The organism is Streptomyces sp. NPDC126510 (assembly GCF_040302345.1).
In the GTDB taxonomy this organism is placed as follows: domain Bacteria; phylum Actinomycetota; class Actinomycetes; order Streptomycetales; family Streptomycetaceae; genus Streptomyces.
This window is the reverse complement of sequence record NZ_JBEORR010000004.1, coordinates 319,897-345,656: the sequence shown is the minus strand read 5'-3', so window position 1 is coordinate 345,656 and position 25,760 is coordinate 319,897. Positions and strand designations below refer to the sequence as shown.

Below are 25,760 nucleotides of genomic sequence, written 5' to 3'. Positions count from 1 at the left end.
AAAGCCGTACCACGGGACGTCAGGGGACGTATGCCCCGCGTGCCGTGCTCAGCCGGCGGCGGCCAGCACCGCCCGCACGACCCTCGGCAGCGAGTCCGGGTGCAGACCCAGGAACAGGTTCGGCTCGATCAGCTCCAGCTCCATGACGCACGGCTCGCCGTCCGGCCCGGTGACGAGGTCCACGCGCGCGTACAGCAGCTCCGCGTCCCCGGGCACGGCGGCCAGCGCCCGCTCGGCGACGGCCAGTTCGGCCGCGGTCGGCTCCCAGGGGCGGAGGTCGGGGTGGGCGACCTTGTCGGCGTCGTACGGCGTGCCCGGCGCCAGCACGGCGCCCTTGACGCTGGCGTGCAGCAGGCGCCCGCCGAAGAATTGCAGGGCGCGCTCGCCGTGCGTGTCGATGCCGCTCAGGTAGGGCTGCACCATGACGGTGAACCCCTCGGCGTGCATGCGCTCGATCTGCCGTACGGCGGCGTCCCGCTCCCCGGCCGGGTAGCGGGCGGCGTACCGGGCACCGGCCCCGGAGGCGGGCTTAACGACGTACTCGCGGTCGGCGGGCAGGGCGACGGGGTCGCCGGGTGCGAAGTACCGGGTGGGCACTGCGGGCACTCCCGCCTCGGCGAGCTGCCCGAGGTAGCGCTTGTCGGCGTTCCACCGCACGACACCGACCGGATTGGCGAGCCGGGTCGCCTTCGCGCACCGCTCGGCCCACGCCGTGAACTCCCCGGCGCGCCAGCTGTAGTCCCAAGTGGAGCGGAGCAGGGCGAGATCGAACCCGGCCCAGTCCGTGCCCGGGGCGTCCCAGGCGACGGCCGCGGCATCGGCCCCGGCTTCCCGCAGCGCGTCCACCAGCACCGGCAGGTCCCGGTCCTTGTGCTGCTCGCCGCGGGGGTCGTAGGTGACGACGGCGATGCGCGGGGTGCCGGCCACGGCGACTCCCTCCTCGTACGGACGATCGACTCGATGTCCGTCGCAGGCTAACAATCCCGTCCGGAACCGCGACACCCCGTTTGACCTTCACCTTCGGTGAAGCCCCAGCATCGGTGGCGGAACGGACGAGCGCGCTGGACGCGAGAACGGCGGGGGACGCATGGCCATGCTCACGATCGGCGCGTTCGCGAAGGCGAGCCGGCTCTCGCCGAAGGCACTGCGCCTGTACGACGAGCTGGACCTGCTGCGGCCCGCCCGCGTGGACCCGGACACCGGATACCGGTACTACGCGGCAGCCCAGCTGGAGCAGGCCCGGCTGGTGGCGTGGCTGCGGCGACTGGGCATGCCGCTGGCCGAGATCCGCCGGGTGTGCCTCCTGCACGACCGCGCCCCGTCGGCCGCCGCCCGCGAGATCCGCGCCTACTGGGCGCGCGTCGAGGCGGAGACGGCGGTCCGGCGCGACCTCGCCGCGTTCCTGGTCGATCACCTGACGACGGGCCCGGACGGGCCCGGGAAGGACACCGCCATGCTGGAACTGCGCTACTCCGCCCACTCGGACACCGGCCGCGTGCGCCCCGCCAACCAGGACACCGCCTACGCGGGCACCCGGCTGCTCGCCGTGGCCGACGGCTTCGGACCGGCGGGCGCGCCCGCGAGCAGTGCCGCCGTGGAGGCGCTGCGTTTCCTGGACACCGACGAGGTCCCCGCCGGTGGTGTCCTCGACATCCTCGAGGAGGCGGTGGGGCGCCGAACAGGCCGTGCGGGACGCCGCCGACGGCTCCGACGACGTCGGCACGACCCTGACGGCCCTGCTGTGGACGGGCTCGCGGCTGGCGCTGGTGCACATCGGCGACTCCCGCGCCTGTCTGCTGCGCGACGGCGAACTGTTCCGCATCACGCACGACCACACGTTGGTCCAGTCGATGGTCGACGAGGGCCGGCTGGCACCCGAGGAGGCGGCCTCACATCCCCAGCGGGCCCTGCTCCTGAAGGCCTTCACGGGAGGCGGGTCCCCCACGGCCCCGGACCTCCGCCTGCAAGAGGTCCGCCCCGGCGACCGGTATCTGCTGTGCTCGGACGGCCTGTCGGCGGTCGTCCCCGACACCCGCGTCCAGGAGCTCCTCGCCTCGCCCGCCTCCCCCGACGAGACGGTGCGGGCCCTGGTCGAGGCGGCGAACGCGGCGGGTGGCCCGGACAACGTCAGCTGTGTGGTGGCGGACGTGGTGGAGGCCGCCGTCCGCGCGGGTTCCTAGGACTCCTCCGGCTCGCAGTCCAGCAGCCGCACCTTCGCCGCCGTGCGGGCGGGGCGCCGCATGGCCGTCGCCGCCCGGCGGGGCTGCCCGGCGGCGATCGCGATCGGGTGATTCACCGAGACCCGGCCGGCCCCGAGCCGCTGGACCAGGTCCCGCTCGGGCCGCAGCCGGCCGCCGGCGCGCAGACCGCCCTCGGTGCGCACGTTTCTTCCGCCGGCGGATGGTGTACGGAGGGATCGTGGTCGCGGTCGCCCCGGCGGCGGCTGCCGGTGATGGCCGTCCCCGGCCGGGGACAGCCCTACCGATGCCCCGTGAACAGGCCAAAGCTAAGGAGATGTGCCGCGTGACCTCCCTCTTCCCGGCCCTGACCAGCGGCTCCGCCGAGGCGCCCGCCCTGCGGTTCGGCGAGCGCTCCCTGACCTGCGGAGAGCTCTCCGCCGCGGCCGGCGCGACGGCGGAACGCGTCGGGGACGCCCGCCGGGTCGCCGTCTGGGCGACGCCCACCCTGGAGACCGCCGTCGCCGTCGTCGCCGCGCTGCTGGCCGGGGTCCCCGCCGTGCCGCTCAACCCCAAGTCCGGCGAGAAGGAGCTCGGGCACATCCTGTCCGACAGCGCACCCGACCTGGTGCTCACGGCACCCGACGACCAACTCCCGTCTCCCGTGAGGGATCTGCCCCGCCTGGACATCGACGTCCACGGCTCAGGCCCCGTCCCCGAAAAGCACGCCGACGAGAACGCCCCGGCGCTGATCGTCTACACCTCCGGCACCACCGGCCCGCCCAAGGGCGCCGTCCTGCCGCGCCGGGCCGTCGCGAGCACCCTGGACGCCCTGGCCGACGCCTGGCAGTGGACCGGCGACGACGTTCTCGTCCACGGACTGCCGCTGTTCCACGTGCACGGCCTGGTCCTGGGCATCCTCGGCCCGCTGCGGCGCGGCGGGTCGGTGCGCCACCTGGGCCGCTTCACCACCCAGGGCGTCGCCCGCGAGCTGAACGCCGGGGCGACCATGCTGTTCGGCGTGCCGACGATGTACCACCGCATCGCGGAGGCCGTAACGAGCGACCCGGAACTGGTGAAGGCACTCACCGGGGCGCGGCTGCTGGTCTCCGGCTCCGCCGCGCTGCCGGTCCACGACCACGGCCGGATCGCGACCGCGACGGGGCGGCGGGTGATCGAGCGCTACGGCATGACGGAGACACTGATGAACACCAGCGTCCGCGCCGACGGCGAGGCCCGCCCGGGCACGGTGGGCGTGCCCCTGCCGGGGGTGGAGCTGCGCCTGGCCGAGGAGGACGGCTCGGAGGTCACCGCCCGCGACGGGGAGACGGTGGGCGAGATCCAGGTGCGCGGGCCGAACCTGTTCACCGAGTACCTCAACCGCCCCGACGCCACCGCCGCCGCCTTCACCGCCGACGGCTTCTTCCGCACCGGCGACATGGCGGTGCGCGAGCCCGACGGCTACGTCCGGATCGTCGGCCGCAAGGCCACCGACCTGATCAAGAGCGGCGGTTACAAGATCGGGGCCGGCGAGATCGAGAACGCGCTCCTGGAACACCCAGGGGTGCGGGAGGCGGCCGTCACCGGGGAGCCGGACGCCGACCTGGGCGAGCGGATCGTGGCGTGGATCGTGCCGGCGGACCCCCAGGCGCCGCCCGGGCTGGAGGAGTTGGCGGACCACGTGGCGCGGCGGCTCGCTCCGCACAAGCGGCCGCGGGTCGTGCACCACCTGGACGCGCTGCCCCGCAACGACATGGGGAAGATCATGAAGCGGGCGCTGGCCCATGACTGAGTTCCGCTCCGCCCGCGAGGTCGTCACCGCCCTGGCCGACGACGCCACCTTCGCCGAACTCCCCGCCCCGCCGGGGCACTCCAGGCCCGACGGCCCGCTCGCCTGGCCGGGTTACGACGCCTCCCGCGCCCGTGCCGCCGAACGTACCGGCGAGCAGGAGTCCGTGGTCTGCGGCACCGCCCGCGTGGGCGGCACCCGGGCCGTGCTGATCGCGTTCGAGTTCGGCTTCCTCGGCGGCTCCCTGGGTGAGCGCACCGGCGACCGGCTGGAGGCGGCGTACGCGTACGCCCGTGAACGTCGCTTCCCGGTGGTGCCGCTGGTGGCGACGGGCGGCAGCCGCATGCAGGAGGGCATGCTCGCACTGACCCAACTCCAGCGGGTGGCCCGCCAGTCGGCGCTCACGCGGGAGGCCTCTCTCGCGCAGGTCGCGATCCTGCGCGACCCGACGACCGGGGGCGGCTGGGCCACCCTGGGCGCGGGCGCCGACGTGACGCTCGCGCTGCCCGGCGCCCAGGTCGGATTCGCCGGCTCCCGGGTGCGCCCGGCGGACGCCGACCCGGCGGCGTACACGGCGGAGGCACAGGTCGCGGCGGGCGCGGCGGACGCGGTCGTACGACCGCGGGAGCTGCGCGAGACGCTGGGGCGGTGGCTGCGGCTGCTGACATGCCCGTCCACCACGCCCGCCCCGCCGCCCGAACCGCTCGGCGGGTCCACGGTCCTGCCCACCACGGGCTGGGACGCCGTGCGCCGTGCCCGTTCGCCCCGACGGGCGCGGGCCGCCGCCTACTTGGACGCCTACTTCACCGACCGAGTCGCCATCAGCGGCGACCGCTGCGGCGGCACGGACCCGGACGGCATGCTGTGCGGCTTCGGCACGCACGAGGGCCGTACGGTCGCGTACGCCGCACAGACCGGGACCGCGACCCGCCCCGCCGGCTACCGCACCGCCGCCCGGCTGATCCGCCTCGCCGACCGGCTCGGCATCCCGGTGCTGACGCTGGTGGACACCCCGGGCGCGGCCAACGACGCGGAGGCGGAGCGGCAGGGCGTGGGCGCGGCGATCGCCGACCTGTTCGGGGTGGTCGCGGGCGTCCGCACGCCGGTGACCACACTGGTGATCGGTGAGGGCGGCTCCGGCGGCGCCCTGGCCCTGGCGGCTCCCGGCAACACCTGGGCCACCCCTGACAGCTACTTCTCCGTGATCGCGCCGGAACTCGCGGCCGCCATCCTCAAACGGCCCCCGCGTGAGGTGGAGTCGACGGCGGACCAGCTGCGCATCCGGCCGCAGGACCTGGTGGAACTGGGGGTGATCCGGGGGACCGTCGGTGGGTGAGCCCGGTGAACGCCCCCGTTCCGGGAACACGGGCCGGGACGTCCCGCGTCCCTCGAACCCCCCGTTCGGCGGCGCCCCGCCCGGCCCCCCAGGAAAGGCGGCCCGGGCCCCTCCCGAGCACGATGCGAAGGAGGCCCGCCACACGGCGGACCCACGTATGCGAGGCCCGCCACCTGGCGGCCCCCCACGGTCTGTGCTCTCGGGAGGACCTGCCATGACCGCCAGTCTGGAGCAGTTGCGCCGCTGCCACTTCGCCGTCGACCTGGGGGCGGCCCGCACACGCGTCTACGTCAAGGGCTCCGGTCTCGTCGTCGACCAGCCGTCCGCCGCCGCCGTGAACACCCGCACCGGCGCGCTGATCGCGGTCGGCGAGCTCGCCGAGAAGATGACGGGCCGCACCCCGCACTACATCCGGGTGGTCCGGCCGGTCTCCGGCGGCACCGTCGTCGACATCGAGATGGCGCAGCGCATGCTGCGGCACCTGCTCGGCGACAAGATGCGCCGCGCGCTGCGCCGCAAGCCGATCCTGCGGGCCGCGGCCTGCACCCCGCACGACGCCGACCCGCTGGCCCAGCGGGCCGCGATCGAGACGCTCGTCGGGCTGGGGGCGCGCCGGGTGGAACTGGTCGACACGCTCATCGCCGCGGCCGTCGGCTGCGGGCTGCCCGTGGAGCAGCCGGAGGCCACGATGATCATGGTGTGCGGGGCGGCGGCCACGCAGGTGGCCGTGCTGTCCCTCGGCTCGATCGTGACCGCCGAGCGGATCCCGGTGGGCGGCGAGGCCGTCGACCACGCGATCGTGCAGCACCTGCGTCACGAGCACGAGCTGATGCTGCCGAGCCAGTCGGTACGGCCGTTGCAGCTGGCCCTGTCCGGCAACGGCCTCACCGCGCAGGGCCCGGCCTCCACGGAGATCCACGGCCGGGACGTCGCCACGGGCCTGGCGCGTTCGGTCCAGGTCGACACCGCGGCCGTCCGGGAGGCCATCCAGACGCCGCTCACCGCGATCCTCGACGGCATCGGCAAGGTGCTGCGGGACTGCCCGCCCGACCTGGTCGCCGACCTGGCCGACCGGGGGATCATGATGGTCGGCGGCAGCGCCCTGCTGCCGGGCCTGGACCAGATGCTGCGGCAGGCCACCGGCATGCCGGTGCACATCGCCGAGCGGCCGGACGTGTGCGCGGTGCAGGGACTCGGCGCGATGCTGGAGGGCAGGATCGCGCCGCTGGCGCTGGACCCGCTGGGTACCTGACCACCGGCCGCCGACGCCGAGCGCCCGGCCCCCGGGTTGCCGACGCCGAGTGCCTGACCGCCGGCGTCGGCGCCGAGAGCCCGAGCGCCGGCAGCAGACGCCGAGAGCCTGCGCCGACCGTGCACGCCGGGTACCCGAGCGCCGGCCGTCGAGTACCCGACCCCCTAATTGCCGACGCCGAGAGCCCGAGCGCTTCCCGTGGGCCGGGAGCCGACCGGGCGGGTCAGCGGGCGAACCAGCAGCGTACGGTCGTCCCGCTGTCACTCCGGTGCACCCGCACCAGGTCGGCGATCAGGTTGACCAGCAGGACCCCGCGCCCGCCGCGCTGCTCGCGGGGCACGGGCCGGCGTCCGGCCAGGACGTCCGTGAGGTGCCCCTCGTCGTGGACCTCGCAGACCACGTAGCCGTCCTCGGACCACACCCGGAGCACACCCGCACCGCCGCCGTGCACCACGCTGTTCGTGGTGAGCTCGGCCGTGGCCAGAGCCAGGTCGTCGAGCTTCACGCCGACGAGGCCGAGCCGCGCGCCCTCCCCGACGGCCACGTGCCGGGCGTGGGAGAGGGAGTCGGAGTCGAAGGCGAACATCAGCGCCTCCGGCACGGGCGGCAGCGCCTCGTTGTAGCGGACGACCACGTCCTCGGGGGCGTACGCCGCGCTGCCCTGCTCCGTCCGGGAGCCGGGGTGGATGACCGTGGGGTGGGTGGCGTACGCATCGGTGACCATGTGCTCGGGCAGCCGCGCCACGTCGTACGGGCACATGATCGTCGCGGCCCGGCCCTGGAACGCGGCGTTGATGAGCGCCTCGTGCTGGACGCAGGCCGGGTACTCGACGTCGGAACGGCCCGCCCATACGGGCTCGCCGATGATCCGTACCCGTCGGCCCGGGGGCTGGGCGTCGGCGAAGGCGCGCAGCACGCCCGGGATGATGCGCCCGGGGTTGCGTCCGGCCTCGCGCATGTCCAGCAGGCGCACGGCCTCGGCGGCGTCCCCCAGCGCGTCCCTGATCAGGGCGAGGTTCTTGCCGGGCACGGCGACCGCGACCGGCTCGCCGGCGTCCAGGCCGTCGCGCACGAAGGGCAGGGTGCCGTCGAGGTACTCCTGCTCGTCCCGGTAGAAGAGCGCTGGGTGGGTGAAGGGGTCCAGGGGGCCGAAGGGCTCGGTGGCAGCGGTGGTCACGACGTCGACACCTCGATCCCCTTCTGTCCGGGCCAGAGCAGGTCCAGCGTCCGCCGCAGGGCCGCAGGCGGACGGCTCACCACGAACCTCCGGCCGTCTGTGAGCTGCCCGGCGGCGGCCGCGAGGGCACCGGCGCCCGCGACGTCGACGAACGTCACGTCGGACAGCTCCAGGTAGTACACGTCCTCACCTTCGCGAACAGCCTCTTCCAGTACGCCTTCCCAGATCGCACGCGTCGTCAGGCCGACCTCCCCCGCCGCCCGGACGCCCTGCTGCCCGGCCAGTGGGGACACCGCCAGGCCCGGCCCGGGGCCGGCCGCCGAGAGCCGATGCCGAGTCTTCGAGGCCCTCTCCCCACGTTTCCGGACCACAGCGCTCGTACCCGTACGGCAGAAGCTCATTCCCCGAAAGGGTGTGTAGTAAGCCGTACGGCGGGCAGGCGCAGCTCACACGGACGTCCACGGGGGCGAGAGACGTCGTGCAGTCCGGCGAGACGCACACGACCGACGAGGACCGACAAGGCGGTGACATGACCTCAGCGGCATCACCACATCTCACGGGAGGGCTGGACACCCTGGTCATCCGTGGCCGCGTCGACGCGGATCACGCCGAGCTCACCCCGCGGGGTGAGCTCGTCCACGGTTGCGCGGACATCCTGGCGCGAACCCTGGCCGGCCTGCCGGCCACCGTCACGCGGGTGGACCTGGACATGGGGGGCGTGCACTTCATGGACACGGCGGGTCTGCAGTTTCTGGACGTGCTGGCCGACCACGGCCGGCGGCGTGCGCTGACGGTGACGGCGACGAACTGGAACGGTCAGCCGCGCCGGATCCTGGAGCTGGCGGGCCTGGACACGACCGACCCGCTGACCGGCCTGGAGACCACGGGCCCGGCCGCCGCCGCGCCACCGGCCGTCCGCACCGTCTCCGCGGTCGCCCTGGAACGCGCGGAGTGCCTGCACGTCCTCCAGGAGGAGGTCGAGCAGCTGCGCCAGGCGATCGCCTCCCGCCCCGTCATCGACCAGGCGCGGGGCATCCTCATGGCCACGCACGGCTGCGCGTCGGACGAGGCGTGGCACATCCTGCGGGAGACGTCCCAGCTGTCGAACACGAAACTGCGGGACGTCGCGGCGGCGGTGACGGCGAGCGCGGAGGCGGACGGCCCGGCGCCGCCGGCCGAGCTGCGCACGGCGCTGCAGCGGGCCGTGGCGAGGCGCCGCCGGGGCTGAGGGGCTGCGTGGCCGGGGCCCGGGGACCGGTGTTCCCGGGCCCACCGGGGTACCCGGCAGCAGACTGCCGCGCGAGGAGGTACACGATGAGCGACCACACCCCGTCCCAGGCCGAGGGCGACCGCGACGACGAGCAGGACACGACCCCGCGTCCCACCCCGTCCCAGGCGGAGGGCGACCGCGGCGACGAGAACACCGCGGGCGAGAGCGACCCGCCCGAGGGCGCCGCGACGGAGGAGTCCCCATGACGGAAGAGGCCCGGTAAGGGAGGCGCGCACATACGGGCGGCCCGGCGGGGAACTCGTATCTTCCCTACCAGTCAAGGGAGTTATCAGTGATCGTCGCCGTCGTCATCGCCGGGTGCGTGCTGCTCGCCGTGCTCGCCTTCCTCGTCCCCCGCCTCTCGCGCCACCCCGAGCGCGGCACCCAGCGTTCGCTCGGCGCGGGCGCCCGGGCCGGCGGCAAGGCGCCCGGCGTCCTGGGCCGGCTCTTCGCCAAGCCCTTCCACACGAGCTCCCGCGCGGTGAGCCGCAGCGGCTCGGCCGGCCGCCGCACCCGGGGCCGCATGCCCTTCTGACCCACCGCGCGGCCGTGCCGCCCGGCATGCTGGTCCGGTACGCAGGTCAGGCAGAAGGAGACCTTCTCGATGGGCACCGCAGTGCACGTTCCGCAGACACGGGACATGATCGGGGAGGAACTCTCCGGGGACGAGGCGTTCACGGCCCTGCGGCGCTACGGAGGCCGCCGGCTGCTCGTGGACGCGTTCACCCGGTTCCGCTACGCGGACGGTTTCAGCAACTCCCGCTCCCTCGCCTTCCAGGTGGTCCTGGGCATGGTGCCGTTCACCATCGCCCTGGTCGGCGTGGCCACCACCGTGCACACCGAGAGCGTGGGGCGGATCATCGAACTCACCCTCGGCCGGATCGTGCCCGGCGCCAGCACGCGTCTGGTCGAGGACGCCCTGCACGGCACCGAGCGCAGTGCCGGTTCCGGCGCCTGGGGCGCCGTCGCCATGTGGCTGGGCCTGGTGTTCGCCGTGCTCAACCTGGCCTCGGCGATGGCCCAGGTCGAACGCGGCGCCAACCGCATCTACGGCATCGAGCGCGACCGGCCCTTCCTGGCCAAGTACGGCCGGTCACTGCTCCTCGCCCTGGCCGCGGGCATGCCGATGGTGCTGGGGTTCCTCGTCCTCGTGGCCGGTGACGCCGTCGGCGGTGCGGTGGTGCAGGCCCTCGGCTGGTCTTCCACCTGGCTCGGCTGGTGGGAGGCCCTGGACGTGCCGCTGGGGGTGCTGCTCGCCTGGGTCGCCTCCTCGGTGATCTTCCGCTGGGCGCCCCGCCGGGACCAACCGGGTTACACCTGGCTCGCGTTCGGCTCCGCGGTCCATCTGGTGCTGTGGATCACGGCCACCTGGCTGCTGGCGCTCTACGTCGCGAAGAGCGGCTCCTTCGGCGCCGTCTACGGGCCGCTGACCGCCTTCGTCGCCCTGCTGCTGTGGGCCAACCTGACCGGTGTGGTGCTGTTCCTCGGCATCGCGTTCGCCGCCCAGCTCGAAGCGGCCCGGGCCGGCATCACCGAGGCCGTACGGCCGGATCCGGGACCGGGGCCGTGAGGTACGTCCCTGACGCGCGCCCGGCCCCTGTGATCCACTCGGTCAACCAGGACGTATCGTCCTCGGTGTGAGCGATGTGCCCCCCGCGACCACAGCACCGGCGGACCGGAAAGCGACCTCCGAACCCCCGGAGCGAGCCGACCGCCCGGTGACCGGCGACGACCCGGCCCTGCGGGCGGCCTACCGGCTGTGCCGACGCCGGACGAAGGACCAGGACCCGGCGGAGTACGCGCTGATCCAGCTGGTTCCCGCGGCCCTGCGCCCGGCGCTGCACGCCCTGTGGGCGGCCGCCAACGCCCTCGACGACCTGGGCGACGACCGCACCGCACCCGCCGCCGAGCGGGCCGCCCGGGTCGAGGCCTGGATCACCGCCCTGCACCACGAACTGCCCACCGGCTCCAGCCCTGACCCCGTGCGACACGCGCTGGTGGACACCGCGAACCGCTGGCGCCTGGACCTGTCCGAGCTGCGGGACGCCATGGCCCAGGTCCGGGACGACACCCGCGGCAGGCACTTCGCCGACTGGGCGCAGTGGCGCGCCTGGGGCCGGGAAAACCTGCTGCCCTGGTTCGGTCTGGTCCGCACGGTCCTCGACCGGGCAGGCGTCCCCGTCGCCCTGCGCATGGACACCCGGGAGGCCTACGAGAAGTTCCTCGACGGCGTCCGGCTCACCGACATCCTCACCGACCTGGCCGCCGACCTGGCCCAGGACGACCTGCTCCTGCCCGCCGAGGCCCTCGAACCGCACCCCGGCTCCGCGGCCGACCTGGCGCAGCGCCGCTGGAGCCCCGCCGTCGCCGCCCTGGTCACGCACCTGACCGGCCTGGCCCGCCAGTGGGTGAGCCAGGAGGCCCTCACCCGGGGCATGCACCCCGGGCCCGCCACGGTCCTGGACACGATGGCCGCCCTGCTGTGCGCCCAGCTCGACGCCGTCGACGCGGCCGGCCCGGACCTGCTGCGCTCCCCGCCCCGGCCCGCACTGCGCACCCGGGCCCGCATCCTCGCCCCCGCCCGCGCCCGCGCGGCCCTGGCCTGGAGCCTGACCCCGCTGACGGTGCCGCCGCGACGCCCCGGCCCGGGCAGGGCGCCGGCACCCGCCGGGCCGGCGCCCACCGGCGCCTTGCGGCCGCCGCCGCCGCACCCGAGCGGCGAGCGGCCCCCCGAGATCCCGCCCGGTCTGATGCCCGCCCACGTCGCCGTGATCATGGACGGCAACGGCCGCTGGGCCCAGCAGCGCGGCCTGCCCCGGCACGCGGGCCACCGCGCCGGTGCCTCCGCCGTCCGCGAAGTGGTCCACGGCGCCCTGGACATCGGCGTGCGCCACCTGACGCTCTACACCTTCTCCACCGAGAACTGGCACCGCGAGCCGGAGGAGGTCGACGCGATCCTCGGCCTGCTCCACGACGAACTGGCCGAGGACCCCTTCCGCGACCTGGATGTCCGGCTGCGCTGGCACGGCCGCGCCGGCCGCCTGCCTCCCGACCTGGTCGACCTGCTCCACCTGCGGGAGCGCACCACCCGGGCCCGCACCGGCCTCACGGTGACGATGTGCATCGACTACGGCGGCCGGGACGAACTCACCCGCACGGCCGCCGCCCTGGCCCACCGGGCCCGGGCCGGCCGTCTGGAACCCGGTCTGATCGCCGAGGACGACTTCGCGGAGCACCTGCCGCTCCCGGACATGCCCGACGTGGACCTGCTCTGGCGCACCGGAGGCGAACAGCGCGTCTCCAACTTCCTGCCCTGGCACACGGCCTACGCCGAGCTGCACTTCACCCCCGGCCTGTGGCCCGACACCGACCGCCGCGACCTCTGGCAGGCGGTCAGCGCCTACACCCGGCGTCAGCGCCACCACGGGGCGACTCCGGCCGCCACGGGTGAGCTCGATCCTGCCGACGGGCCGTCAGCGGCCCGCTGTGTGACGACCCCTGCTGCGGGGCCGGGCGGGTGAACGGGCGGGGCCGCCCTGGAGCGGCTCCTGGTCGGCGTGCGCTCGTCCCGTCGGCGTGCGCTCGTTCCGTCGGCGTGCGCTCGTCACCGCAGATGTTCGGCGAAGAACTCGGCCGCCGCGTCGGAGACCCGGTCGAAGGCCGGACCTGCCTTGTACACGTCGAAGTGGCCGGCCGGCACGGTCAGCAGCCGCTTCGGCTCCCGGGCCCGCGCGTAGGCGCCGAGTTGCAGGTCCGGCGGGCACACCAGGTCGCTCTCGCCCACGATCATCAGCATGGGCGTGGGGCTGACCCGTTCGATGAGCAGACCCGGCTCGTAACCGGACACCAGCTCCATCGACCGCAGCGTCACCTCGTTGCGGTGCGTGGGAAGGTGGGCCTCCGCCTGGATGAACTCCCAGGAGTCGGGCGTGGGCAGCGCTGCCTGCGCGGTGGGGTCCGGACTGGCCACCGGGATCATCGCCGGCTCCTTGCCGGCCATGCGGGCCGCACGGTCGGCGCGCTGAAAGGCGGCTCCCGCGGCGAGGGCCGGAGCGGGCACCAGGCGCTGACCGCATTCCCGGCCACTGATCATGGGCATCTGGCTCACGATGCAGCGCACCCGCCGGTCCTGTCCGGCGAGGACGATCACATGCCCACCCGAGAGGCTGGAGCCCCAGGCGCCGATGCGCTCCGGATCGGTGTGCGGCAGCGTCTCGGCGAACGTCACGGCGTCGCTGTAGTCCCGCATCTGCAGCAGCGGGTCGATCTCCTGCCGTGGCGTGCCCCCGCTGGTTCCGAAGTTCCGGTGGTCGTACACGAGCACCGCGAGCCCCGCCTGTACGAAGCGCTCGGCGGTGGCGGGCGTGTGCCCTCCCTCTTTGACACCCGAGAAGCCGGTGGCCATCACGATCGTCGGGAACGGCCCGGGCCCTTCCGGCACGTAGTGCCAGCCGCTGAGCCGGGTACCGTCACTGGTCGGGAATTCGATGTCGGTTCGCATACCTGGATCCTCGCGGCGGCCCGGTGCCTGCGCTGATCCCCGCGCGCAACGGAACCTGCCGATCCGCGCAATCCGGCCGTCCCACGGCGCGGACGGCGTGGTTCACTCGTTGCATGAGCACTTCGGCAGTGCGGACGGCCCGCCTCGACTGGCGTGGCGGGCACGAGCAGGACGAGGCCCTGCTGTCCGCCACTCATCTGCCGTGGGCGGTCGAGTCACGGGCCGCGGCACCGCCCGGCGACCTCGGTGACCGGGTCCGGGTCCGCTCCTGCGAACTCGGCCGGGCCCGGCTGGTGGACTGTACGGTGGCCCCCCTCACCGCCCGCCGGGATCGCCGCGAGATCGCCCGGACAGAGGGCGAATGGATCGGCGTTCTCATCCAGTTGGCCGGCCGGAGCCTGATCAGGCACGGCGACGTGGCCGTCGAGTCGCGGGCCGGCAGCGTCACCGTGTGGGAGAGCACCATGCCGGGGCGGTTCACCGTCACCGAGACGGAACGCAAGCGCACGCTCCTGTTCCCCCGCGACGTCGCCTCGGGGCTGTGCCCGTCACTCGATTTCCGGTCCGTGATCCAGCTGCCCCGGGACCAGCCCGCGGTGCGGTTGTTCCGCACGGTCGCCGACGATGTCGCGAGCTGCGCCGCAGAGCTCGACGAGGGCGCTCGCCAGGCCGCGTCCCGGGTACTGGCGGAGCTGCTCGCGGCCTGCCTGCGACCGTACCGGGTGGCCGGGCGGGCCGCACTGCAGGCGGGACTGTTCGCCAACGCCTGCGCGCACATCGACCGGCACATCGGCGACTCCGGTCTGCGCCCCGCCACCGTCGCCGCGGAGCTGCGCGTACCGTTGCGCACGCTGCAGGACGTCTTCGCACAGCGGGGCGAGACCATGGGGGGCCACATCAAGTCCCTGCGGCTGACACGGTGTCACACCGCACTCGAGCGGGGTGACGACCGGACCGTCACGGAGATCGCGTTCGCCTTCGGGTTCACCAGCGCCGGGCACTTCAGCCGTGCCTTCCGCGAGCGGTACGGGGTCACGCCCAGCGAGGTACGCGCGGCGGCCGCGGCCGGGCACCCCGCCCCGCCGCGGCCGTGACCCTCCGGACCGGTGTCCGGCGAACCCGGGATGAGCGGCCTCAGCCGCGGGCCCCCTGGCCCTCCCGCGCGAGCAACTGCCGGTACTCCTCACGCGGTGGGCGCTTGTGGAACCGTCCGCCCTGCATGATGTGGGTGATCCGGTCCCGGTCGCGCAGGATGGAGACGTCCTTCAGCGGGTCACCGTCGACCAGCAGGAGATCGGCGAGGTAGCCCTCACGGACGAGTCCCAGTTCGTCGCCCATGCCCATCAGCTGTCCGCCGTACATGGTGGCCGCGGTGAGCGCTTCGGCCGGGGTGAAGTCGTACAGCTCGACGAAGTACTGCAGGTCGCGCGCGTTCGCGCCGTTGGGGTTCCACGGGAAGCCGTAGTCCCCGCCGGGCAGGACCCGGATGCCCCGGCGCCGCATCTCCGGGATGACCTTGCTCCACCGTTCGAGCGTCTCCAGCAGGCCCTTGGCCTCGGCGGTCTCCTGGGTGACACCGAACGCGGCGGCCTCGTGGGCCCCGGTGTAGACCACCCCGACGGCCGGTGCGACGAAGATCCGGTCCTTGGCCTCCTCCAGCAGGTCGAGCGCTTCCTCGTCGGCGTGCGTGCAGTGGTAGACGATGCGGAAGCCGTTCCGCACCGCCTGCTTGATCGACCCGGCGGCGTGCGCGTGGCAGGCGAGCCACACACCGGACTCCCTGGCCTGCTCCCCGGCCGCCCGCACCTCCTCGTCGGTGTAGAGGAGCTGGTGCGATCCGCCGGGCACGAACGCGTCGTCGCTGGAGAGCAGCATCTTGATCGTGTCGACCCGACGGTGACGGCCGCCACCAAACCTCCCCCCACGGCCCCCGCTCGTGACATCACAAGGAGGTGTGTCATCGTGACCGACGCCGTCGACCGTGACCGGCCGCAGACCGAGCTGTCGCCGCCCGCACCGGACCAGGCGCCCGCACCGGACCAGGCGGTCGCACCGGATCAGGCAGCCCGCGGCCCAGCCGGGCGACCAGCAGGACGTGCCCAGTTGACGCTGCTCGTGACGGGGATCTGCATGCCGGTCCTCGGATCCGCCCTCATCGCGCCCGTGCAGCCGCAGATGCAACGGCATTTCCGTGGCACGCCGGCAGCGACGTCCTGGTCCCCATGGTGGTCGCCCTGCCGGGATTGTTCCTCGCCCTGTCCGCCCCGCTCTTCGGTTTCGTCGCCGACGGCGGAGATGGTGCCGACGACGGCGGTGGAGTCGATGCCGATCCCGTCCAGGATGAACGGCAGTTCGACGACCAGGGTGAAGAAGTACAGTCCGCCGAACAGCGTGACTAGGCACGGAACCAGGACCTGACGGCGCGGCGGCGGCTCCAGACGCGTCCTGACGCCCGGCGTGCCGGTGCGGAGCGGCTGCCACAGCTCATGGCGCTGGCCACGGCCGCCGGTTCGGCACTCTTCCCCCGGCTGGCCGGCAGACCGGCCCGTGTCCTCGTTCCCCTCGAGTTCGCCGGCGTGGCCATCGGCCTGGCCACCGTCTTCGCGACCGGGGCGCTGCCCGTCGTCGTGGCCGGCGCGATCATCACCGGCTTCAGCACCGGGGTCATGCTGCCGACGCTGCTGGTGTGGGCGATTCACCGGCTGAGCTTCACCCAGCGCGGCCGGGGCACCGGCTGGTGGAGCGGCGCGCTGACCCTCGGGCAGTTCTTCTGCCCCCTGGTCGTCGCGGGTCTGAGCGCCGCGGCCGGAGGTCTCCAGCCGGCTCTGGCGGTCCTGGCGGTCGCGGCAGCCCTGCTCGCCGCGACGGTACTGCTGGGCCTGCGCCGCCGGAACGACCCGCTGACACCGTCCCACGGCGAGCCGGTCACGGCTCCGGTCGGCCCCTGAACCCCGGCATCACCCGAGTCGCCTGACCGCCGGCCAAACTGCCGGGCAGATCGTTTCCTCGCGGGCAGCAAGTGGTGGGGCGGGTGGGACTCGAACCCACGGCCGACGGATTATGAGTCCGCTGCCGAGCCACGGAGCCCCATGCCGGGCAATGTCGCCCAGTGTCGGCTACTGCCGATCTGTGCAGGTCACAGCCCTGTCCAGCATGGTAGCGCCGTTAGGCGCCTGTCGGCTTCTGCCGGGTACTTCCGAGCCGTTACGGGACGTTCGGGCGAGCATGGGGCGAGCAGAGAGGCCCCGCCACCTGCATAGATGGCGGGGCCTGGGCGCTGCTCGCCCGGCACTCTACTCGCTTCCACGACCCTCGTCGTCGTCCTGGTCGTCGCCATCGACCGGCTTCTCCGGCTCGGGCGGCGTGGCCTCCGGGGAGCGGCGAGCGCGGGGCACCAGGCCCGCCGCCTTCTCCGCGATGTCCCGGTCGACCTCCTCCAGCAGCTCGGTGTACGTGTCGCCCGTGAGCTGGATCGTGGAGTGCCGCAGCACCTTCTTCACCGCGAAAATGTCGCCACCGCCCGCATGGGTGAGCGTGGCCGCCAGGTGCCGCAGATCCCTCAGGTTGATCGGCGGCAGCCCGACCCGCTTGTAGATCCGCCGGAACTCCTCGGACACCTTCTCGGGGTGGAGCCACGTCCCGTCAGGCTCGGTCCACACCTTGCCGGTGTCGACCCAGTCGGCGACGTCCTTGCCGTTCGCGCGCTCCCTCTTGGCGTGCCGGTTCCACTCGTCCCGCTCGGCGAGCTGCCGCGCACGCTGCTCGCGCAGCACAGTGACGTTGAGGGAGTCGAGGGCGATCGTCGACGTCGACTCCTCCGTCTTGAGGTCGTCCTCGAACACCTCCCAGTTGTCGACGACGAGCGCCCGCGAGGGGGTGATGAGCCCGGCGTCCAGGTCGATGTTCGTCCACTCGATGCCGACGCCCTCACCACGGCGCAGGCCCCGGAAGGCGATCAGGTGGAAGAACGAGTACAGGCGCGAGCTCTCGGCCTCGTCGAGGAACACGCCGAGCTGCGGCGGCGTCCACACCATGACCGGCGACGGCTTCTCGCCCGTGCGCTCCCAGTGCGCGACGTTCTGCACCGTCCACAGCTTGGCCTTCGGACGCTTGCCGGACTCCAGCTCGACCCACTCGGCCGGGTTGAAGGTGATGAGCTGCTTCCTGATCGCCCCGTTGAGCGCGGCCCGCAGCGTCGCCCGGATCCGCTGCTTCGTCGCCGGACCGGTGATCTTCCGGTACGGCGGCATCGCCTTCAGCTTCTCGCGCTCGACGGCGAGCCGTTCAGAGACCGCGGGTGAGGGCCGGCCGCCCTTGGTTCCCGGGCGCCACTTGCAGCGCGCCTCCTGCTCGCGCCGGGCCTCGTTCTCCGCCCTGGCCACCTCGTTCTGATCGTCGATCGCGTCGAAGAACGCCTGTACGTGGTGGATGTTCAGGCGGTCGAGCCGGTAGTGCCCGAGGCCCGGCTTCAGGTGCACGCGGATGTGCGAGACGTAGCTGCTTGTCGTCCGGCGCTTCGTCTTCTTCGCTGCGGCCCACGCGTCGAGCCACTGGCCCACGGTCATGTCGCTGTCGAGCGCCACACCGCCGGCGAGGCGGCGCTTCACCTCGGCCGCATCCGGGATGTCCGCGCGGTCGCTCTGGACCTTGGCGAGCAGGTCGCCGATCTGCCGTGCGTAGTGGCCGTCGTCGTCGCTGTCGTCGGCGAGATCGAGGATGGCGCGGACCTTGTCGAGGTCGCTCTGCGCGTCCTTGCCCGTGGTGTAGCCGGTGCGCCGGAACGTCCGGCGGGTGCCGTCCGCCGCGGCGGGGATTTCCTGCCGCAGCTGGTAGGCGCCGTGGGTGCGTTTCGTCAGCTGCGGGCACTTCGCACCGAGCCGCTTACTGTCCGGGCCGCGACACTCGCAGCGCTTCGAAATGCCGCCAGCGCGACGCGCTCCGGCCATGCCTACCCCCCGAGGTCCCTCGCGAACTACGCGCGTACTTATGCGTACCCAGCTGACAGCAACGTACGTCAGCTGTTGCCTACTATCAACTCATCCCGTACTGTGCGTACTGCGCGCAGCAATGCGCAGTAACATCACGACGCTGTTCGGGAGTGGTCCGCACATGACTCAGCTGGCGAGCACGGAGAACCAGGAGTTCACCGTCGGCGACCTGATCAACCTGCCGCCGACGACCGACGTCGAAACGGCCGGGAGGGCATTCGGGTTCGGCCGCACGAAGGCGTACGAGCTGGTGCGGGCCGGGCAGTTCCCGTGCAAGGTCATCCCAGCGGGGCGCACCTACCGCGTCGTGACCGCCGACCTCCGCCGCGTCCTCGGCGTTCAGCAGGAGGACACCGAGCACTCGCCGGCGGCCTGACGCCACTTCACAGACCACTGCCCATCCCCCAGCAGCGGGCCCGGCCTCCCCTCCCCCCCCCGGAGGCCGGGTCCGCTTCCTTGTCCGGTCAGACGACCCGCGCGGCGAATGCGATGACCAGAGCCACGAGTAGGGCGACGTATGCCGCCCCCGCACAGGCCACGATCGGGTTCCGGCGCCACAGGAGGCGCCACGCCTCACGGCCCGAACGCCCGTCGGCCCGCACTCTCATGCCTAACGCGCTGACGCGAACGGACGTGTACTGCACGGCGGGCTCCTCACCAGGCGTCCGCGAACGGTCATTGCTCATGCTTCTCTCTCCTTCGTGAAGCGAGCGATGGACTGCTCGCTGTATCCGTAGAACCTGCCGCGCTCGGCGTCGCAGTCTGTGTCCGGCGGGTGCTCGCCCCACTCGACGACGTCGCACGCATCCAGGTGGAACGACCAACGCACCCGCACCGAAGGGAAGCCGTCGAGTCCTTCGAGCGCCTGGCGCAGCAACATGACCGCCGTCGGCTCGCGGACGGGCAGGTAACCGCCGCGCCGCTCCCCGCCGACCGGCACCGCGAGATAGCTGATTCCCCTGGCGACCACCGCAACCGCGGTGTTGAGGAGCGACGGGTCCGCCAGCCTCTCCCGATACCAGGACGCTTCCCACTCCTCGCGCATGTCCGGGCGCCGCACCTCGGCGGGACCCTCCACGACGTCCTTCATCCTCAATCTCCTCCGCACAGCAGTGGGCCCGGCCTCCTGTACCGCTCCGGAGGCCGGGCCCACAGCTGTGCGCGTTCAGGGCCTGCGGAACACCTGGGTAGGCCTGAACGGCCGCTCCGGAGCGGGCGGCAGAGCGCTGAAGCGCGGGAGGGCAACACGCTCCGCCGCGTCCTGCGCGCTCTCCTGCGCGGCCACGGCCTGGTCGTCGGCCACACCGCTCGGGATCCACTGGTGGCCGTCCCACTCCACCATCCCGCGCGGCGCGTCCGGGTCGACATGCGCCCCGTGTTCGGGGCCGTCTCCGAGAGGGACGGCCTTCCGGTCACCGGGCGCAGGCCGGCGGGCATCACGACGTGCGGCCCACTCGTCCAACGGCTCGTCGTCCACGGGCTTTCCCCTTCCCTGCGTGGCCACGGCCCTGCCAGTGTGCCCAGGGCCGTGCCGCCGCCGGAACCCCGGCCGGTCAGAGCGTGACGGTCCAGCCGCCCCGGGCCAGGGTCGTCGCACCGTCCGGCGTGATCGTCACCGTGGCCCCGTACACGGGCAGTTCGCCGTCCTGGAGCCACCGCCACCGGATGCCGTCCAAGATGTCGTAGAGGCGGCGTGGGCCGCCCTGGTGGACGGTCGCCGTACGGCTTATGGGCTTCGTCTCGGCGCGAGCCCAGGAGCCGTCCGGGTGAAGCATCCACGCTGTCGGGTTGCCGTCGTTGTCCGTGCCGGTGCGGTGCTCGATGCCGGGGGCCGTGACGGACAGCATCGACCACACCTCCCACGCCTGCATCACGTTGAGGACCGGGTACGGCGAATCGGTGACCTCTTCGCCCTCCTCATCCCGGGCCTGGGCGAACAGGTCGTCGAGCTGGGGCGGGTAGTCGTCGCCCGTGCGGGTGGCCATGAACGCCCCCCGGTCCCATTCGATCCGGCCGACCGCGCCGCCGTCGTCGCTCTTGTCGGCGGTCAGGATCAGCCCGGTTCCGGCGAGGGTGGTCACCAGGCGCCCACCCGGCCGCAACGCGCGCAGCCACGACGCGGGGACGGACGGCACGGACACCATGGACACGATCCGGTCGTACTCGCCGGGGAGCGCCGCGGTGGCGTCCTGCACGAGCATCTTCGGGTTGTAGCCCACCGAATCGAGCCGCTCCGAGGCGGCCTCGACCAGGTAAGGGTCGACGTCCACGGTGGTCACCTGGTGATCACCCAGATAGGCGCACGCCAGGGCCGCGCTGTAGCCGGAGCCGGTCGCGACGTCGAGCAGCTCATGAGCGGGGTGGAGCTGCCCGTGGCTGAGCATGCTGACCACCAGTCCCGGCAGTGTGCTGGACGACGTGGGCCGCCCCGTCACCGCCTGGTCGTCGGCCGCGTGGTCGGCGTGTACCGGGCCGACCTTGGTCACGAGGGTCTGGTTCGCGTACGCGGCGCGTGCCCAGGCCGCCTCGTACGAAGGGCCGTCCTTGGGAGTCCAGCCCTCCGGGCCGGCGGTGAACCACCGGGGCACGAACTCGTGTCGGGGTGTGGCCAGGACCGGCCTGTGCCACCGAGATGTGGGGTGCACCACCGAGCGGGCGAGCTGGGTGGCGTGGTGCGTCCAGTCCATCAGACTCCTTGCAGTTCGTCGGCGATCGCCGCGGCGATCGGCTGCCCGGTTGCGCCCGCGATCCAGTCCCATTGCCCGCAGGGATTGACCTCAAGGAACCACCACCGCCCGTCAGGGTCAACGACGAAGTCGGCGGCCCCGTACGTGAGGTGAAGCCGGTCCATCAGGAGGCGCATTCCTGCCTCCACGTCGGCGGGAACCGTCGTCGTGGCGTACGTGAGTGACCCGTAGTCGGCTCGCCAGTCCTCGTGCGCGGCGTCGCTTCCGGCGTGCACCTCGGTGGCGAACATGCGCGACCCGACGACCGTCAGGCGGACCTCGTGGCTCTTCTCGATCCAGGCCTGGAACAGGTGGGCGGTGGTTTCGATGCCCCGCAGGTCGGCGAGGTCATCCGGGGTGAGGCGGCGCGTGTACACCGCCTTGAGCTGGCCGTCCTCGATCAGTACCGGGGAGGCCACGGGCTTGCAGATCAGCGGGCCGGGCACCTCTGCGGCGAACTCGCGCACCGCATCCGGCTCGTTCGTGATCAGCGTGGGCGGGATACGCAGCCCACACGCGCGGGCCGCGTCGAGCTGGACCGGCTTGTACTCGGCACGGGCCATGAACGTCGGATGGTTGACCCACCGGCAGTCCAGCGCGGACAGCACACCACCAAGGCCGGCGCGGGCCTGCGCGGCCGCGAACCGCTCCTCGGGTCCGCTCATGCCGTCGGGGAACTGGAACGCCCCGGGGGCGCGGTAGTACACCGCGCCGACCCGGGACAGCTCCACCGTGCGGTGCACGGTGGCCAGATCCCCCGCCCACCCGTCGAGGCCCCAGTCGAGTCGGCCAGTCAGCGATATCCGCTGAGGGAAGTCCGCGGTGTCCATGCGGAACACCTCGACTCCCCGGCCGGTCAGCTCGGTCACGACACGATCGGTCGGCCAGTCATCGTTGGCCGCGATCACCAGGACAGGCAGGGACATGAGTTAGTCCTTCGCGCCTTCGTCCAGCGGCGGCGGGTTGCTCGTCGAGCCGTCCGGCACCGTCGGGCTGTGAGTGTTGGCCATGCACGTCAGCAGGCCGCCGTCGTACGACAGGTTGACCTGCCGGTTCGCGTCGTAGAAGTGGGCCGGGATGACGGCCGCGCCGGTCGAGTCGGGGGTGCGGGCGAACCGCAGTCCCCACGGCCGGGTCGCCGGCCCCGACGGCGCCTCCCCGCTGAACGGGATCGGACCTCCAGGCGGGGTGAGCGGGAACGCCTCACGGTTCAGAGCTGTCGTCACGAGTTCTCCTTCAGTCGGTAGTGCCACGGTGCCCGGTCTGTCTGGGCCGGGCCTGTCCGGTCAGACGCCGAGCGGCTGCCGCGCAAGGAAGTAGGCGCGGGCCTGCCGCATGAGGCGGTCTAAGCACTCCTCGCAGACGAGGAATGGGGCGTGCTGCCCGTCCCACTGCACCGGCCCGAGCCAGATCACCCGGAGCTGAGTGCGCTCGCACCCGAGCCAGCAGTCGCCGATGATCCATTGCCGCTCCACGGGACGGTCCTCTTCTGTGGGGGTGGGATGGGGCGATGCGGGCCGGCCCCGCCGTGGGGGAACGAGAAGGGGCCGACCCGCCCCCGCGCAGCGTTCTAGCCGTGTTGGTCGCTGCGCGGGCGTTGCTGCCGACGAGGCCAGGAGCACGTCATCCCAGCCCCGCCGACGTTCGGTGGACGAGCGGCGAGAGCGCCGCCGTGTGGGCCCCGACTCATCCGCCACGGGGGGGGACGGACGAGCCGGGGCCGGGCCCTGGAAGCGCGGGTCCGCAGTCACGCTTCCAGGCGTTCAGGTGGGGCTGAGAAGCCAGCCTCCGCTCGGCACCACACCAGGTATCGGTTCGCGGCACTGCTTATGCAGGACGAGCAGAGCCCGCGCGACGACGCCGAGGTCATGCAGCCGCGCGGGCAGGTTCGCGGAAGGCGCCGCAGGGTCGAGGACCTCGTCCACGTGCCCCAGGGTGCTCAGCGCGGCGTCCTTCGTCCCGCTCTGCATGCGCGGCACGATGGCGGCCACCTCGGGCGAAAGCTGACGGACGTAGCCCTCGATCTCCGGGATGAGCTTTGCCAGTTCCGCGTGGTCCGGGATCGGCTCCCACAGGGCGCGGTGACACGCCCGCTCGACAGCCGCGGTGTCGATCTCCGCTGCGACCGCCGCACTCACCGGACGCCGCCGTGGGCGGGCTCGGTGAGGGACTGGCGCAGCCTCTCGCGCAGCACGTTGAGCAGGTGCGCGGCGTCGACGTGCCGGCAAGCGACGCGGTCCGGCGGCATGAGCCAGAACAAGCCGGGCCGCTCCGTGCGACCGATGGGCGGCACCCCGATGTGACGAACGTACGGCTCGGTTCCGCCGAGACACTCCACCTTGACCGACTCGAACTCCTCGGCAGGCCACACGCGGTCCGTGCCGGCCTGGACGAGGAAGTACACGTACGGGCGGTACGGGTCGCAGAAGCTCGGACCAACCAGCCGCAGGTCGGCGACACAGGTCCGCAGCGCCTTCGGGGCGGTGTCGGCGTCGAACGAGGTGTCGAGCACCTCGTACGGCACCCGTACCGCGTCCCAGGTGCGGCCTGCGACGAGCAGCGCGACACCGCAGCTCCACTCGTTGAGCGCCACCTGCTCTTCCGGCGCCGCCTGAAGAAGCCACCGCTGCGCCAACTCCTGGCGTCCACGATCGGCGCCGTTCAAGACGTACTGCGAAGATCCGTTCATCATCACGTCCTTGTGAGGGAGCGTGGAACCGACGGCGCAGACACGCAGGCCCGACTCCGGGTGCGCGTCGAGGGAAAGGTCAAGGAAACCGGCGGCAGCACGTCGACAGGTGCGCTGCTGGGCCGGGTATCTGATCGTCATGGTCGGCTCCATGTCGAAAGGCCAGTGACGACATAGTGCCGACACGCCAAGGCCCCAACTATCAAGAATTGTTGATAGTTGGGGCCAAGGATTGACCGACTGTTACGGGCTACGCGTGCGCGGCTCCCAGCCAGGACCCGAACGACAGGAAGTTCTCAGGCAGCCGCCGGTAAGCGGCCTCCAGGCTCGCGTACGTCTCACGCACGGTCGGGTGGTACTTCGCCTGTTGCGGGGCGGCCTTGCGCGCCTTGAGGAGGCTCTGGTACGACGCGTCGATCTTGCCGGTCCACATCTGCGCGCGAGCGACCTCAGCGAAGTGGTGACTGGTCCGCGACTTGGGCCAGTCCTTCGGGATGTGCAGGTCTGACGTCGCCTCGACCGCCTCGCCGTACTGGTCGAGTTCGGCGAGAACCGACACACGGTGCACCTTGACGTTGGTCGGTCCGAAAGCGAGCCAATGCACCTGTACGGACTCGCCGGTCGCCCCGGCGATCCGCTCGGCTTCTCCGAGGTGCATGAGGGCCTGGTCCTTGTTGTGGGCGCGACCGGCCATGACGGACGCCCCCAGGTGGAGTTGCCCCGTGACGACCTCACGCTCTCGCGTCTCGTCGGCCTGTTGGAGCGTCGACAGCCCCAGGTTCACGAGTCGCTGCCCAGTGCGGTACTTCCCCTCACGGAGGTAGGTGAGCGCCCGCATGTAGTGGTACATGCCACCGATGACGGCGTCCGAGCCGCGCTGCGCGGCCCAGTCCATCCGGGCGAGCGAGAGCTGAGCGAGGTCGGGGAACCCGAGCTTGGTCGCGACGTCGTAAGCCGTCCGGTAGAACGACGCCAGGGTCAACCACCCCTCGGTGCTGCCGAGTTCATGAGCAGCTGTCGTCGTCTCCTCGATGAGCCCGGCAAGGTTGCTCGCCGCCCTCTTGATCTCGCCGGCGCGTACGGCGACACACAAAGCTTCGGCCTCATCGCCCAGTTCGGTCAGAGACCGGGGCTGGATGTCCGGGTCGGGGCCGAGGTCAAAGACATCGAGGGCCTCGCGCACCGGCATTATCAGAACGTCGAGTTCGTCGGCCCGCAGTTCCTCGGCGTACGGCTGTCCAACGACTGTCGCCACCTCAACCCGGATGGCTCGGGCGAAGGCAGCGATGACATGCGGCGTCGCCGAGATAACGCCTTGCTCGGTCTTCGTGTACGTGCTGTACGGGATTCCGGAGAGATCCGCAACGGCCCGTTGCGTGAGGTGGCGTTCGAGGCGGAGGCGCTTCATCCGCACGCCGGTGCGGTCTTCGGGCAGAGCGTGCATACTGGCTCCTGTTCTGCTTCGACACCAGAACAGTACCCGCGGTCGGCTGCGTGGGTCACGAACGAGCCCCGCTTCCCAGTGAGGTGGGGCTCTTCGTTTCCGGCTCCCCGCGCGGCCCGCCGGTCAGGCGCTATGGCTCTTGCACCTCACGCCCGGCCCCCACTTCGCCGACGCCACTGCGAAGCAGTACGAGCAAAGAGGACAGCCGCCCCGCCCGTATTTATGCGTCTTCCGCTGGCACGTCGAGCAGGGACCGACCTGGTCTCCAGGTGCGGTCAGCACGGAGGGATCGGGCTCCGCCATCGGAGGAATGTCCGTCGTCATCATCGCGTCCGTTCTGGGCGACGAGCAGCCGCCACCTCGAACGCAGAATAGAACAGGGCTCCCGGGCCCAATGTCAGTGCGGCGCCG

Annotated in this window: 29 protein-coding genes and 1 pseudogene; 13 read left to right on the top strand and 17 right to left on the bottom strand. The window is 72.5% G+C overall.

Going from position 1 to position 25,760, the window contains the following annotated elements; translation table 11 throughout:
* Positions 1–48: 48 nt before the first annotated feature.
* Positions 49–927 (bottom strand): ATP-grasp domain-containing protein, encoded by an 879-nt coding sequence (locus ABTX60_RS07575; protein ID WP_352096133.1) that lies wholly within the window; start codon positions 925–927, stop codon positions 49–51.
* A gap of 160 nt (positions 928–1,087) precedes the next feature.
* Between ABTX60_RS07575 and ABTX60_RS07570 the strand changes: the two are divergent.
* Positions 1,088–2,180: pseudogene (locus ABTX60_RS07570) on the top strand (MerR family transcriptional regulator).
* On the opposite strand, the gene ABTX60_RS07565 reads toward ABTX60_RS07570, so the two are convergent.
* Positions 2,177–2,383: a hypothetical protein gene (locus ABTX60_RS07565; protein ID WP_352096132.1), complete on the bottom strand. Its 207-nt coding sequence runs from the start codon at positions 2,381–2,383 to the stop codon at positions 2,177–2,179. The pseudogene ABTX60_RS07570 and the gene ABTX60_RS07565 sit on opposite strands and share 4 nt — an antisense overlap.
* Before the next feature lie 140 nt (positions 2,384–2,523).
* Between ABTX60_RS07565 and ABTX60_RS07560 the strand changes: the two genes are divergently transcribed.
* The 3 genes from ABTX60_RS07560 (at position 2,524) to ABTX60_RS07550 (ending at position 6,554) form a co-directional block, all read left to right on the top strand.
* Positions 2,524–3,969: an acyl-CoA synthetase gene (locus ABTX60_RS07560; protein WP_352096131.1), complete on the top strand. Its 1,446-nt coding sequence runs from the start codon at positions 2,524–2,526 to the stop codon at positions 3,967–3,969.
* Positions 3,962–5,302: a carboxyl transferase domain-containing protein gene (locus ABTX60_RS07555; protein WP_352096130.1), complete on the top strand. Its 1,341-nt coding sequence runs from the start codon at positions 3,962–3,964 to the stop codon at positions 5,300–5,302. The genes ABTX60_RS07560 and ABTX60_RS07555 overlap by 8 nt, the downstream gene beginning before the upstream one ends.
* A gap of 214 nt (positions 5,303–5,516) precedes the next feature.
* Entirely contained in the window at positions 5,517–6,554 is a 1,038-nt protein-coding gene (locus ABTX60_RS07550; protein WP_352096129.1) for a rod shape-determining protein, read from the top strand.
* Positions 6,555–6,777: 223 nt separating this feature from the next.
* On the opposite strand, the gene ABTX60_RS07545 is transcribed toward ABTX60_RS07550, so the two are convergent.
* Both ABTX60_RS07545 and ABTX60_RS07540 read right to left on the bottom strand, forming a co-directional pair.
* On the bottom strand, positions 6,778–7,731 hold the full coding sequence (locus ABTX60_RS07545; RefSeq protein ID WP_352096128.1) for an anti-sigma factor RsbA family regulatory protein: 954 nt from the start codon (positions 7,729–7,731) through the stop codon (positions 6,778–6,780).
* Positions 7,728–8,024 carry an STAS domain-containing protein gene (locus ABTX60_RS07540; protein ID WP_352096127.1) on the bottom strand — a complete coding sequence of 99 codons (297 nt, stop codon included), beginning with the start codon at positions 8,022–8,024 and terminating at the stop codon, positions 7,728–7,730. The genes ABTX60_RS07545 and ABTX60_RS07540 overlap by 4 nt, the downstream gene beginning before the upstream one ends.
* Positions 8,025–8,260: 236 nt before the next feature.
* Here ABTX60_RS07540 and ABTX60_RS07535 point away from each other — a divergent pair, with 236 nt between their 5' ends.
* The 5 genes from ABTX60_RS07535 to uppS all read left to right on the top strand — a co-directional run bounded on the left by ABTX60_RS07535 (position 8,261) and on the right by uppS (position 12,522).
* Complete coding sequence (locus ABTX60_RS07535) at positions 8,261–8,959, top strand: ANTAR domain-containing response regulator (protein WP_352096126.1); 699 nt, start codon at positions 8,261–8,263, stop codon at positions 8,957–8,959.
* Positions 8,960–9,045: 86 nt separating this feature from the next.
* The gene (locus ABTX60_RS07530) at positions 9,046–9,207 is read left to right on the top strand and encodes a hypothetical protein (RefSeq protein WP_352096125.1); all 162 of its coding nucleotides are present in this window, start codon (positions 9,046–9,048) and stop codon (positions 9,205–9,207) included.
* 86 nt (positions 9,208–9,293) lie between these two features.
* Positions 9,294–9,536, top strand: a complete 243-nt coding sequence (locus ABTX60_RS07525; RefSeq protein WP_053672211.1) for a DUF6411 family protein — start codon at positions 9,294–9,296, stop codon at positions 9,534–9,536.
* A 69-nt stretch (positions 9,537–9,605) separates the two neighbouring features.
* On the top strand, positions 9,606–10,571 hold the full coding sequence (locus ABTX60_RS07520; RefSeq protein WP_352096124.1) for a YihY/virulence factor BrkB family protein: 966 nt from the start codon (positions 9,606–9,608) through the stop codon (positions 10,569–10,571).
* 67 nt (positions 10,572–10,638) lie between these two features.
* Positions 10,639–12,522, top strand: coding sequence for a polyprenyl diphosphate synthase (gene uppS, locus ABTX60_RS07515; RefSeq protein WP_352096123.1), 1,884 nt, complete (start codon positions 10,639–10,641; stop codon positions 12,520–12,522).
* Positions 12,523–12,605: 83 nt separating this feature from the next.
* Here uppS and ABTX60_RS07510 read toward each other — a convergent pair whose 3' ends face one another.
* Complete coding sequence (locus tag ABTX60_RS07510; RefSeq protein ID WP_352096122.1) at positions 12,606–13,502, bottom strand: alpha/beta hydrolase; 897 nt, start codon at positions 13,500–13,502, stop codon at positions 12,606–12,608.
* A gap of 113 nt (positions 13,503–13,615) precedes the next feature.
* Here ABTX60_RS07510 and ABTX60_RS07505 point away from each other — a divergent pair, with 113 nt between their 5' ends.
* Entirely contained in the window at positions 13,616–14,596 is a 981-nt protein-coding gene (locus ABTX60_RS07505; RefSeq protein ID WP_352096121.1) for a helix-turn-helix domain-containing protein, read from the top strand.
* A 40-nt stretch (positions 14,597–14,636) separates the two neighbouring features.
* Here the strand turns inward: ABTX60_RS07505 and ABTX60_RS07500 are convergent, their stop codons facing one another.
* Positions 14,637–15,689: an amidohydrolase family protein gene (locus ABTX60_RS07500; protein WP_352096120.1), complete on the bottom strand. Its 1,053-nt coding sequence runs from the start codon at positions 15,687–15,689 to the stop codon at positions 14,637–14,639.
* Positions 15,690–15,724: 35 nt separating this feature from the next.
* Here ABTX60_RS07500 and ABTX60_RS07495 point away from each other — a divergent pair, with 35 nt between their 5' ends.
* Both ABTX60_RS07495 and ABTX60_RS07490 read left to right on the top strand, forming a co-directional pair.
* Positions 15,725–15,901, top strand: coding sequence for a hypothetical protein (locus tag ABTX60_RS07495; RefSeq protein WP_352096119.1), 177 nt, complete (start codon positions 15,725–15,727; stop codon positions 15,899–15,901).
* A gap of 87 nt (positions 15,902–15,988) precedes the next feature.
* Positions 15,989–16,450, top strand: coding sequence for an MFS transporter (locus ABTX60_RS07490; protein ID WP_352096118.1), 462 nt, complete (start codon positions 15,989–15,991; stop codon positions 16,448–16,450).
* 345 nt (positions 16,451–16,795) lie between these two features.
* Here the strand turns inward: ABTX60_RS07490 and ABTX60_RS07485 are convergent, their stop codons facing one another.
* Positions 16,796–18,448: a site-specific integrase gene (locus ABTX60_RS07485; RefSeq protein WP_352096117.1), complete on the bottom strand. Its 1,653-nt coding sequence runs from the start codon at positions 18,446–18,448 to the stop codon at positions 16,796–16,798.
* Positions 18,449–18,611: 163 nt separating this feature from the next.
* Here ABTX60_RS07485 and ABTX60_RS07480 point away from each other — a divergent pair, with 163 nt between their 5' ends.
* Complete coding sequence (locus ABTX60_RS07480) at positions 18,612–18,866, top strand: DNA-binding protein (protein WP_352096116.1); 255 nt, start codon at positions 18,612–18,614, stop codon at positions 18,864–18,866.
* Between the two features lie 88 nt (positions 18,867–18,954).
* Here the strand turns inward: ABTX60_RS07480 and ABTX60_RS07475 are convergent, their stop codons facing one another.
* The 10 genes from ABTX60_RS07475 to ABTX60_RS07430 form a co-directional block, all read right to left on the bottom strand.
* Complete coding sequence (locus tag ABTX60_RS07475) at positions 18,955–19,176, bottom strand: hypothetical protein (RefSeq protein ID WP_352096115.1); 222 nt, start codon at positions 19,174–19,176, stop codon at positions 18,955–18,957.
* Positions 19,173–19,580, bottom strand: coding sequence for a DUF6302 family protein (locus ABTX60_RS07470; protein WP_352096114.1), 408 nt, complete (start codon positions 19,578–19,580; stop codon positions 19,173–19,175). Before ABTX60_RS07470 ends, ABTX60_RS07475 begins: the two co-directional genes overlap by 4 nt.
* A 75-nt stretch (positions 19,581–19,655) precedes the next feature.
* Positions 19,656–19,967, bottom strand: coding sequence for a DUF6087 family protein (locus ABTX60_RS07465; protein WP_352096113.1), 312 nt, complete (start codon positions 19,965–19,967; stop codon positions 19,656–19,658).
* A 76-nt stretch (positions 19,968–20,043) separates the two neighbouring features.
* Positions 20,044–21,177: a methyltransferase domain-containing protein gene (locus ABTX60_RS07460; RefSeq protein ID WP_352096112.1), complete on the bottom strand. Its 1,134-nt coding sequence runs from the start codon at positions 21,175–21,177 to the stop codon at positions 20,044–20,046.
* Positions 21,177–22,142 carry an ATP-grasp ribosomal peptide maturase gene (gene tgmB, locus ABTX60_RS07455; RefSeq protein ID WP_352096111.1) on the bottom strand — a complete coding sequence of 322 codons (966 nt, stop codon included), beginning with the start codon at positions 22,140–22,142 and terminating at the stop codon, positions 21,177–21,179. The genes ABTX60_RS07460 and tgmB overlap by 1 nt, the downstream gene beginning before the upstream one ends.
* Positions 22,143–22,145: 3 nt before the next feature.
* Entirely contained in the window at positions 22,146–22,442 is a 297-nt protein-coding gene (gene tgmA, locus ABTX60_RS07450) for a putative ATP-grasp-modified RiPP (protein ID WP_352096110.1), read from the bottom strand.
* 60 nt (positions 22,443–22,502) lie between these two features.
* Positions 22,503–22,691 (bottom strand): hypothetical protein, encoded by a 189-nt coding sequence (locus ABTX60_RS07445; RefSeq protein ID WP_352096109.1) that lies wholly within the window; start codon positions 22,689–22,691, stop codon positions 22,503–22,505.
* Between the two features lie 288 nt (positions 22,692–22,979).
* Positions 22,980–23,354 (bottom strand): DUF6415 family natural product biosynthesis protein, encoded by a 375-nt coding sequence (locus ABTX60_RS07440; RefSeq protein ID WP_352096108.1) that lies wholly within the window; start codon positions 23,352–23,354, stop codon positions 22,980–22,982.
* Positions 23,351–24,046: a hypothetical protein gene (locus ABTX60_RS07435; protein ID WP_352096107.1), complete on the bottom strand. Its 696-nt coding sequence runs from the start codon at positions 24,044–24,046 to the stop codon at positions 23,351–23,353. The genes ABTX60_RS07440 and ABTX60_RS07435 overlap by 4 nt, the downstream gene beginning before the upstream one ends.
* Positions 24,047–24,155: 109 nt before the next feature.
* Positions 24,156–25,349: a helix-turn-helix domain-containing protein gene (locus ABTX60_RS07430; RefSeq protein ID WP_352096106.1), complete on the bottom strand. Its 1,194-nt coding sequence runs from the start codon at positions 25,347–25,349 to the stop codon at positions 24,156–24,158.
* Positions 25,350–25,760: the final 411 nt, after the last annotated feature.

Excerpts from the sequence above, each read along its gene's own strand:
- ABTX60_RS07520 (WP_352096124.1), top strand. The coding sequence starts at position 9,606 with ATGGGCACCGCAGTGCACGTTCCGCAGACACGGGACATGATCGGGGAG.
- ABTX60_RS07480 (WP_352096116.1), top strand. The coding sequence starts at position 18,612 with ATGACTCAGCTGGCGAGCACGGAGAACCAGGAGTTCACCGTCGGCGAC.
- ABTX60_RS07470 (WP_352096114.1), bottom strand. The coding sequence starts at position 19,580 with ATGAAGGACGTCGTGGAGGGTCCCGCCGAGGTGCGGCGCCCGGACATG.
- ABTX60_RS07475 (WP_352096115.1), bottom strand. The coding sequence starts at position 19,176 with ATGAGCAATGACCGTTCGCGGACGCCTGGTGAGGAGCCCGCCGTGCAG.
- ABTX60_RS07485 (WP_352096117.1), bottom strand. The coding sequence starts at position 18,448 with ATGGCCGGAGCGCGTCGCGCTGGCGGCATTTCGAAGCGCTGCGAGTGT.
- ABTX60_RS07530 (WP_352096125.1), top strand. The coding sequence starts at position 9,046 with ATGAGCGACCACACCCCGTCCCAGGCCGAGGGCGACCGCGACGACGAG.
- ABTX60_RS07460 (WP_352096112.1), bottom strand. The coding sequence starts at position 21,177 with ATGGACTGGACGCACCACGCCACCCAGCTCGCCCGCTCGGTGGTGCAC.
- ABTX60_RS07510 (WP_352096122.1), bottom strand. The coding sequence starts at position 13,502 with ATGCGAACCGACATCGAATTCCCGACCAGTGACGGTACCCGGCTCAGC.
- ABTX60_RS07535 (WP_352096126.1), top strand. The coding sequence starts at position 8,261 with ATGACCTCAGCGGCATCACCACATCTCACGGGAGGGCTGGACACCCTG.
- ABTX60_RS07430 (WP_352096106.1), bottom strand. The coding sequence starts at position 25,349 with ATGCACGCTCTGCCCGAAGACCGCACCGGCGTGCGGATGAAGCGCCTC.
- ABTX60_RS07555 (WP_352096130.1), top strand. The coding sequence starts at position 3,962 with ATGACTGAGTTCCGCTCCGCCCGCGAGGTCGTCACCGCCCTGGCCGAC.
- ABTX60_RS07495 (WP_352096119.1), top strand. The coding sequence starts at position 15,725 with ATGGTGGTCGCCCTGCCGGGATTGTTCCTCGCCCTGTCCGCCCCGCTC.
- ABTX60_RS07435 (WP_352096107.1), bottom strand. The coding sequence starts at position 24,046 with ATGACGATCAGATACCCGGCCCAGCAGCGCACCTGTCGACGTGCTGCC.
- ABTX60_RS07505 (WP_352096121.1), top strand. The coding sequence starts at position 13,616 with ATGAGCACTTCGGCAGTGCGGACGGCCCGCCTCGACTGGCGTGGCGGG.
- ABTX60_RS07550 (WP_352096129.1), top strand. The coding sequence starts at position 5,517 with ATGACCGCCAGTCTGGAGCAGTTGCGCCGCTGCCACTTCGCCGTCGAC.
- ABTX60_RS07490 (WP_352096118.1), top strand. The coding sequence starts at position 15,989 with ATGGCGCTGGCCACGGCCGCCGGTTCGGCACTCTTCCCCCGGCTGGCC.
- tgmB (WP_352096111.1), bottom strand. The coding sequence starts at position 22,142 with ATGTCCCTGCCTGTCCTGGTGATCGCGGCCAACGATGACTGGCCGACC.
- ABTX60_RS07500 (WP_352096120.1), bottom strand. The coding sequence starts at position 15,689 with ATGCCGTTGCATCTGCGGCTGCACGGGCGCGATGAGGGCGGATCCGAG.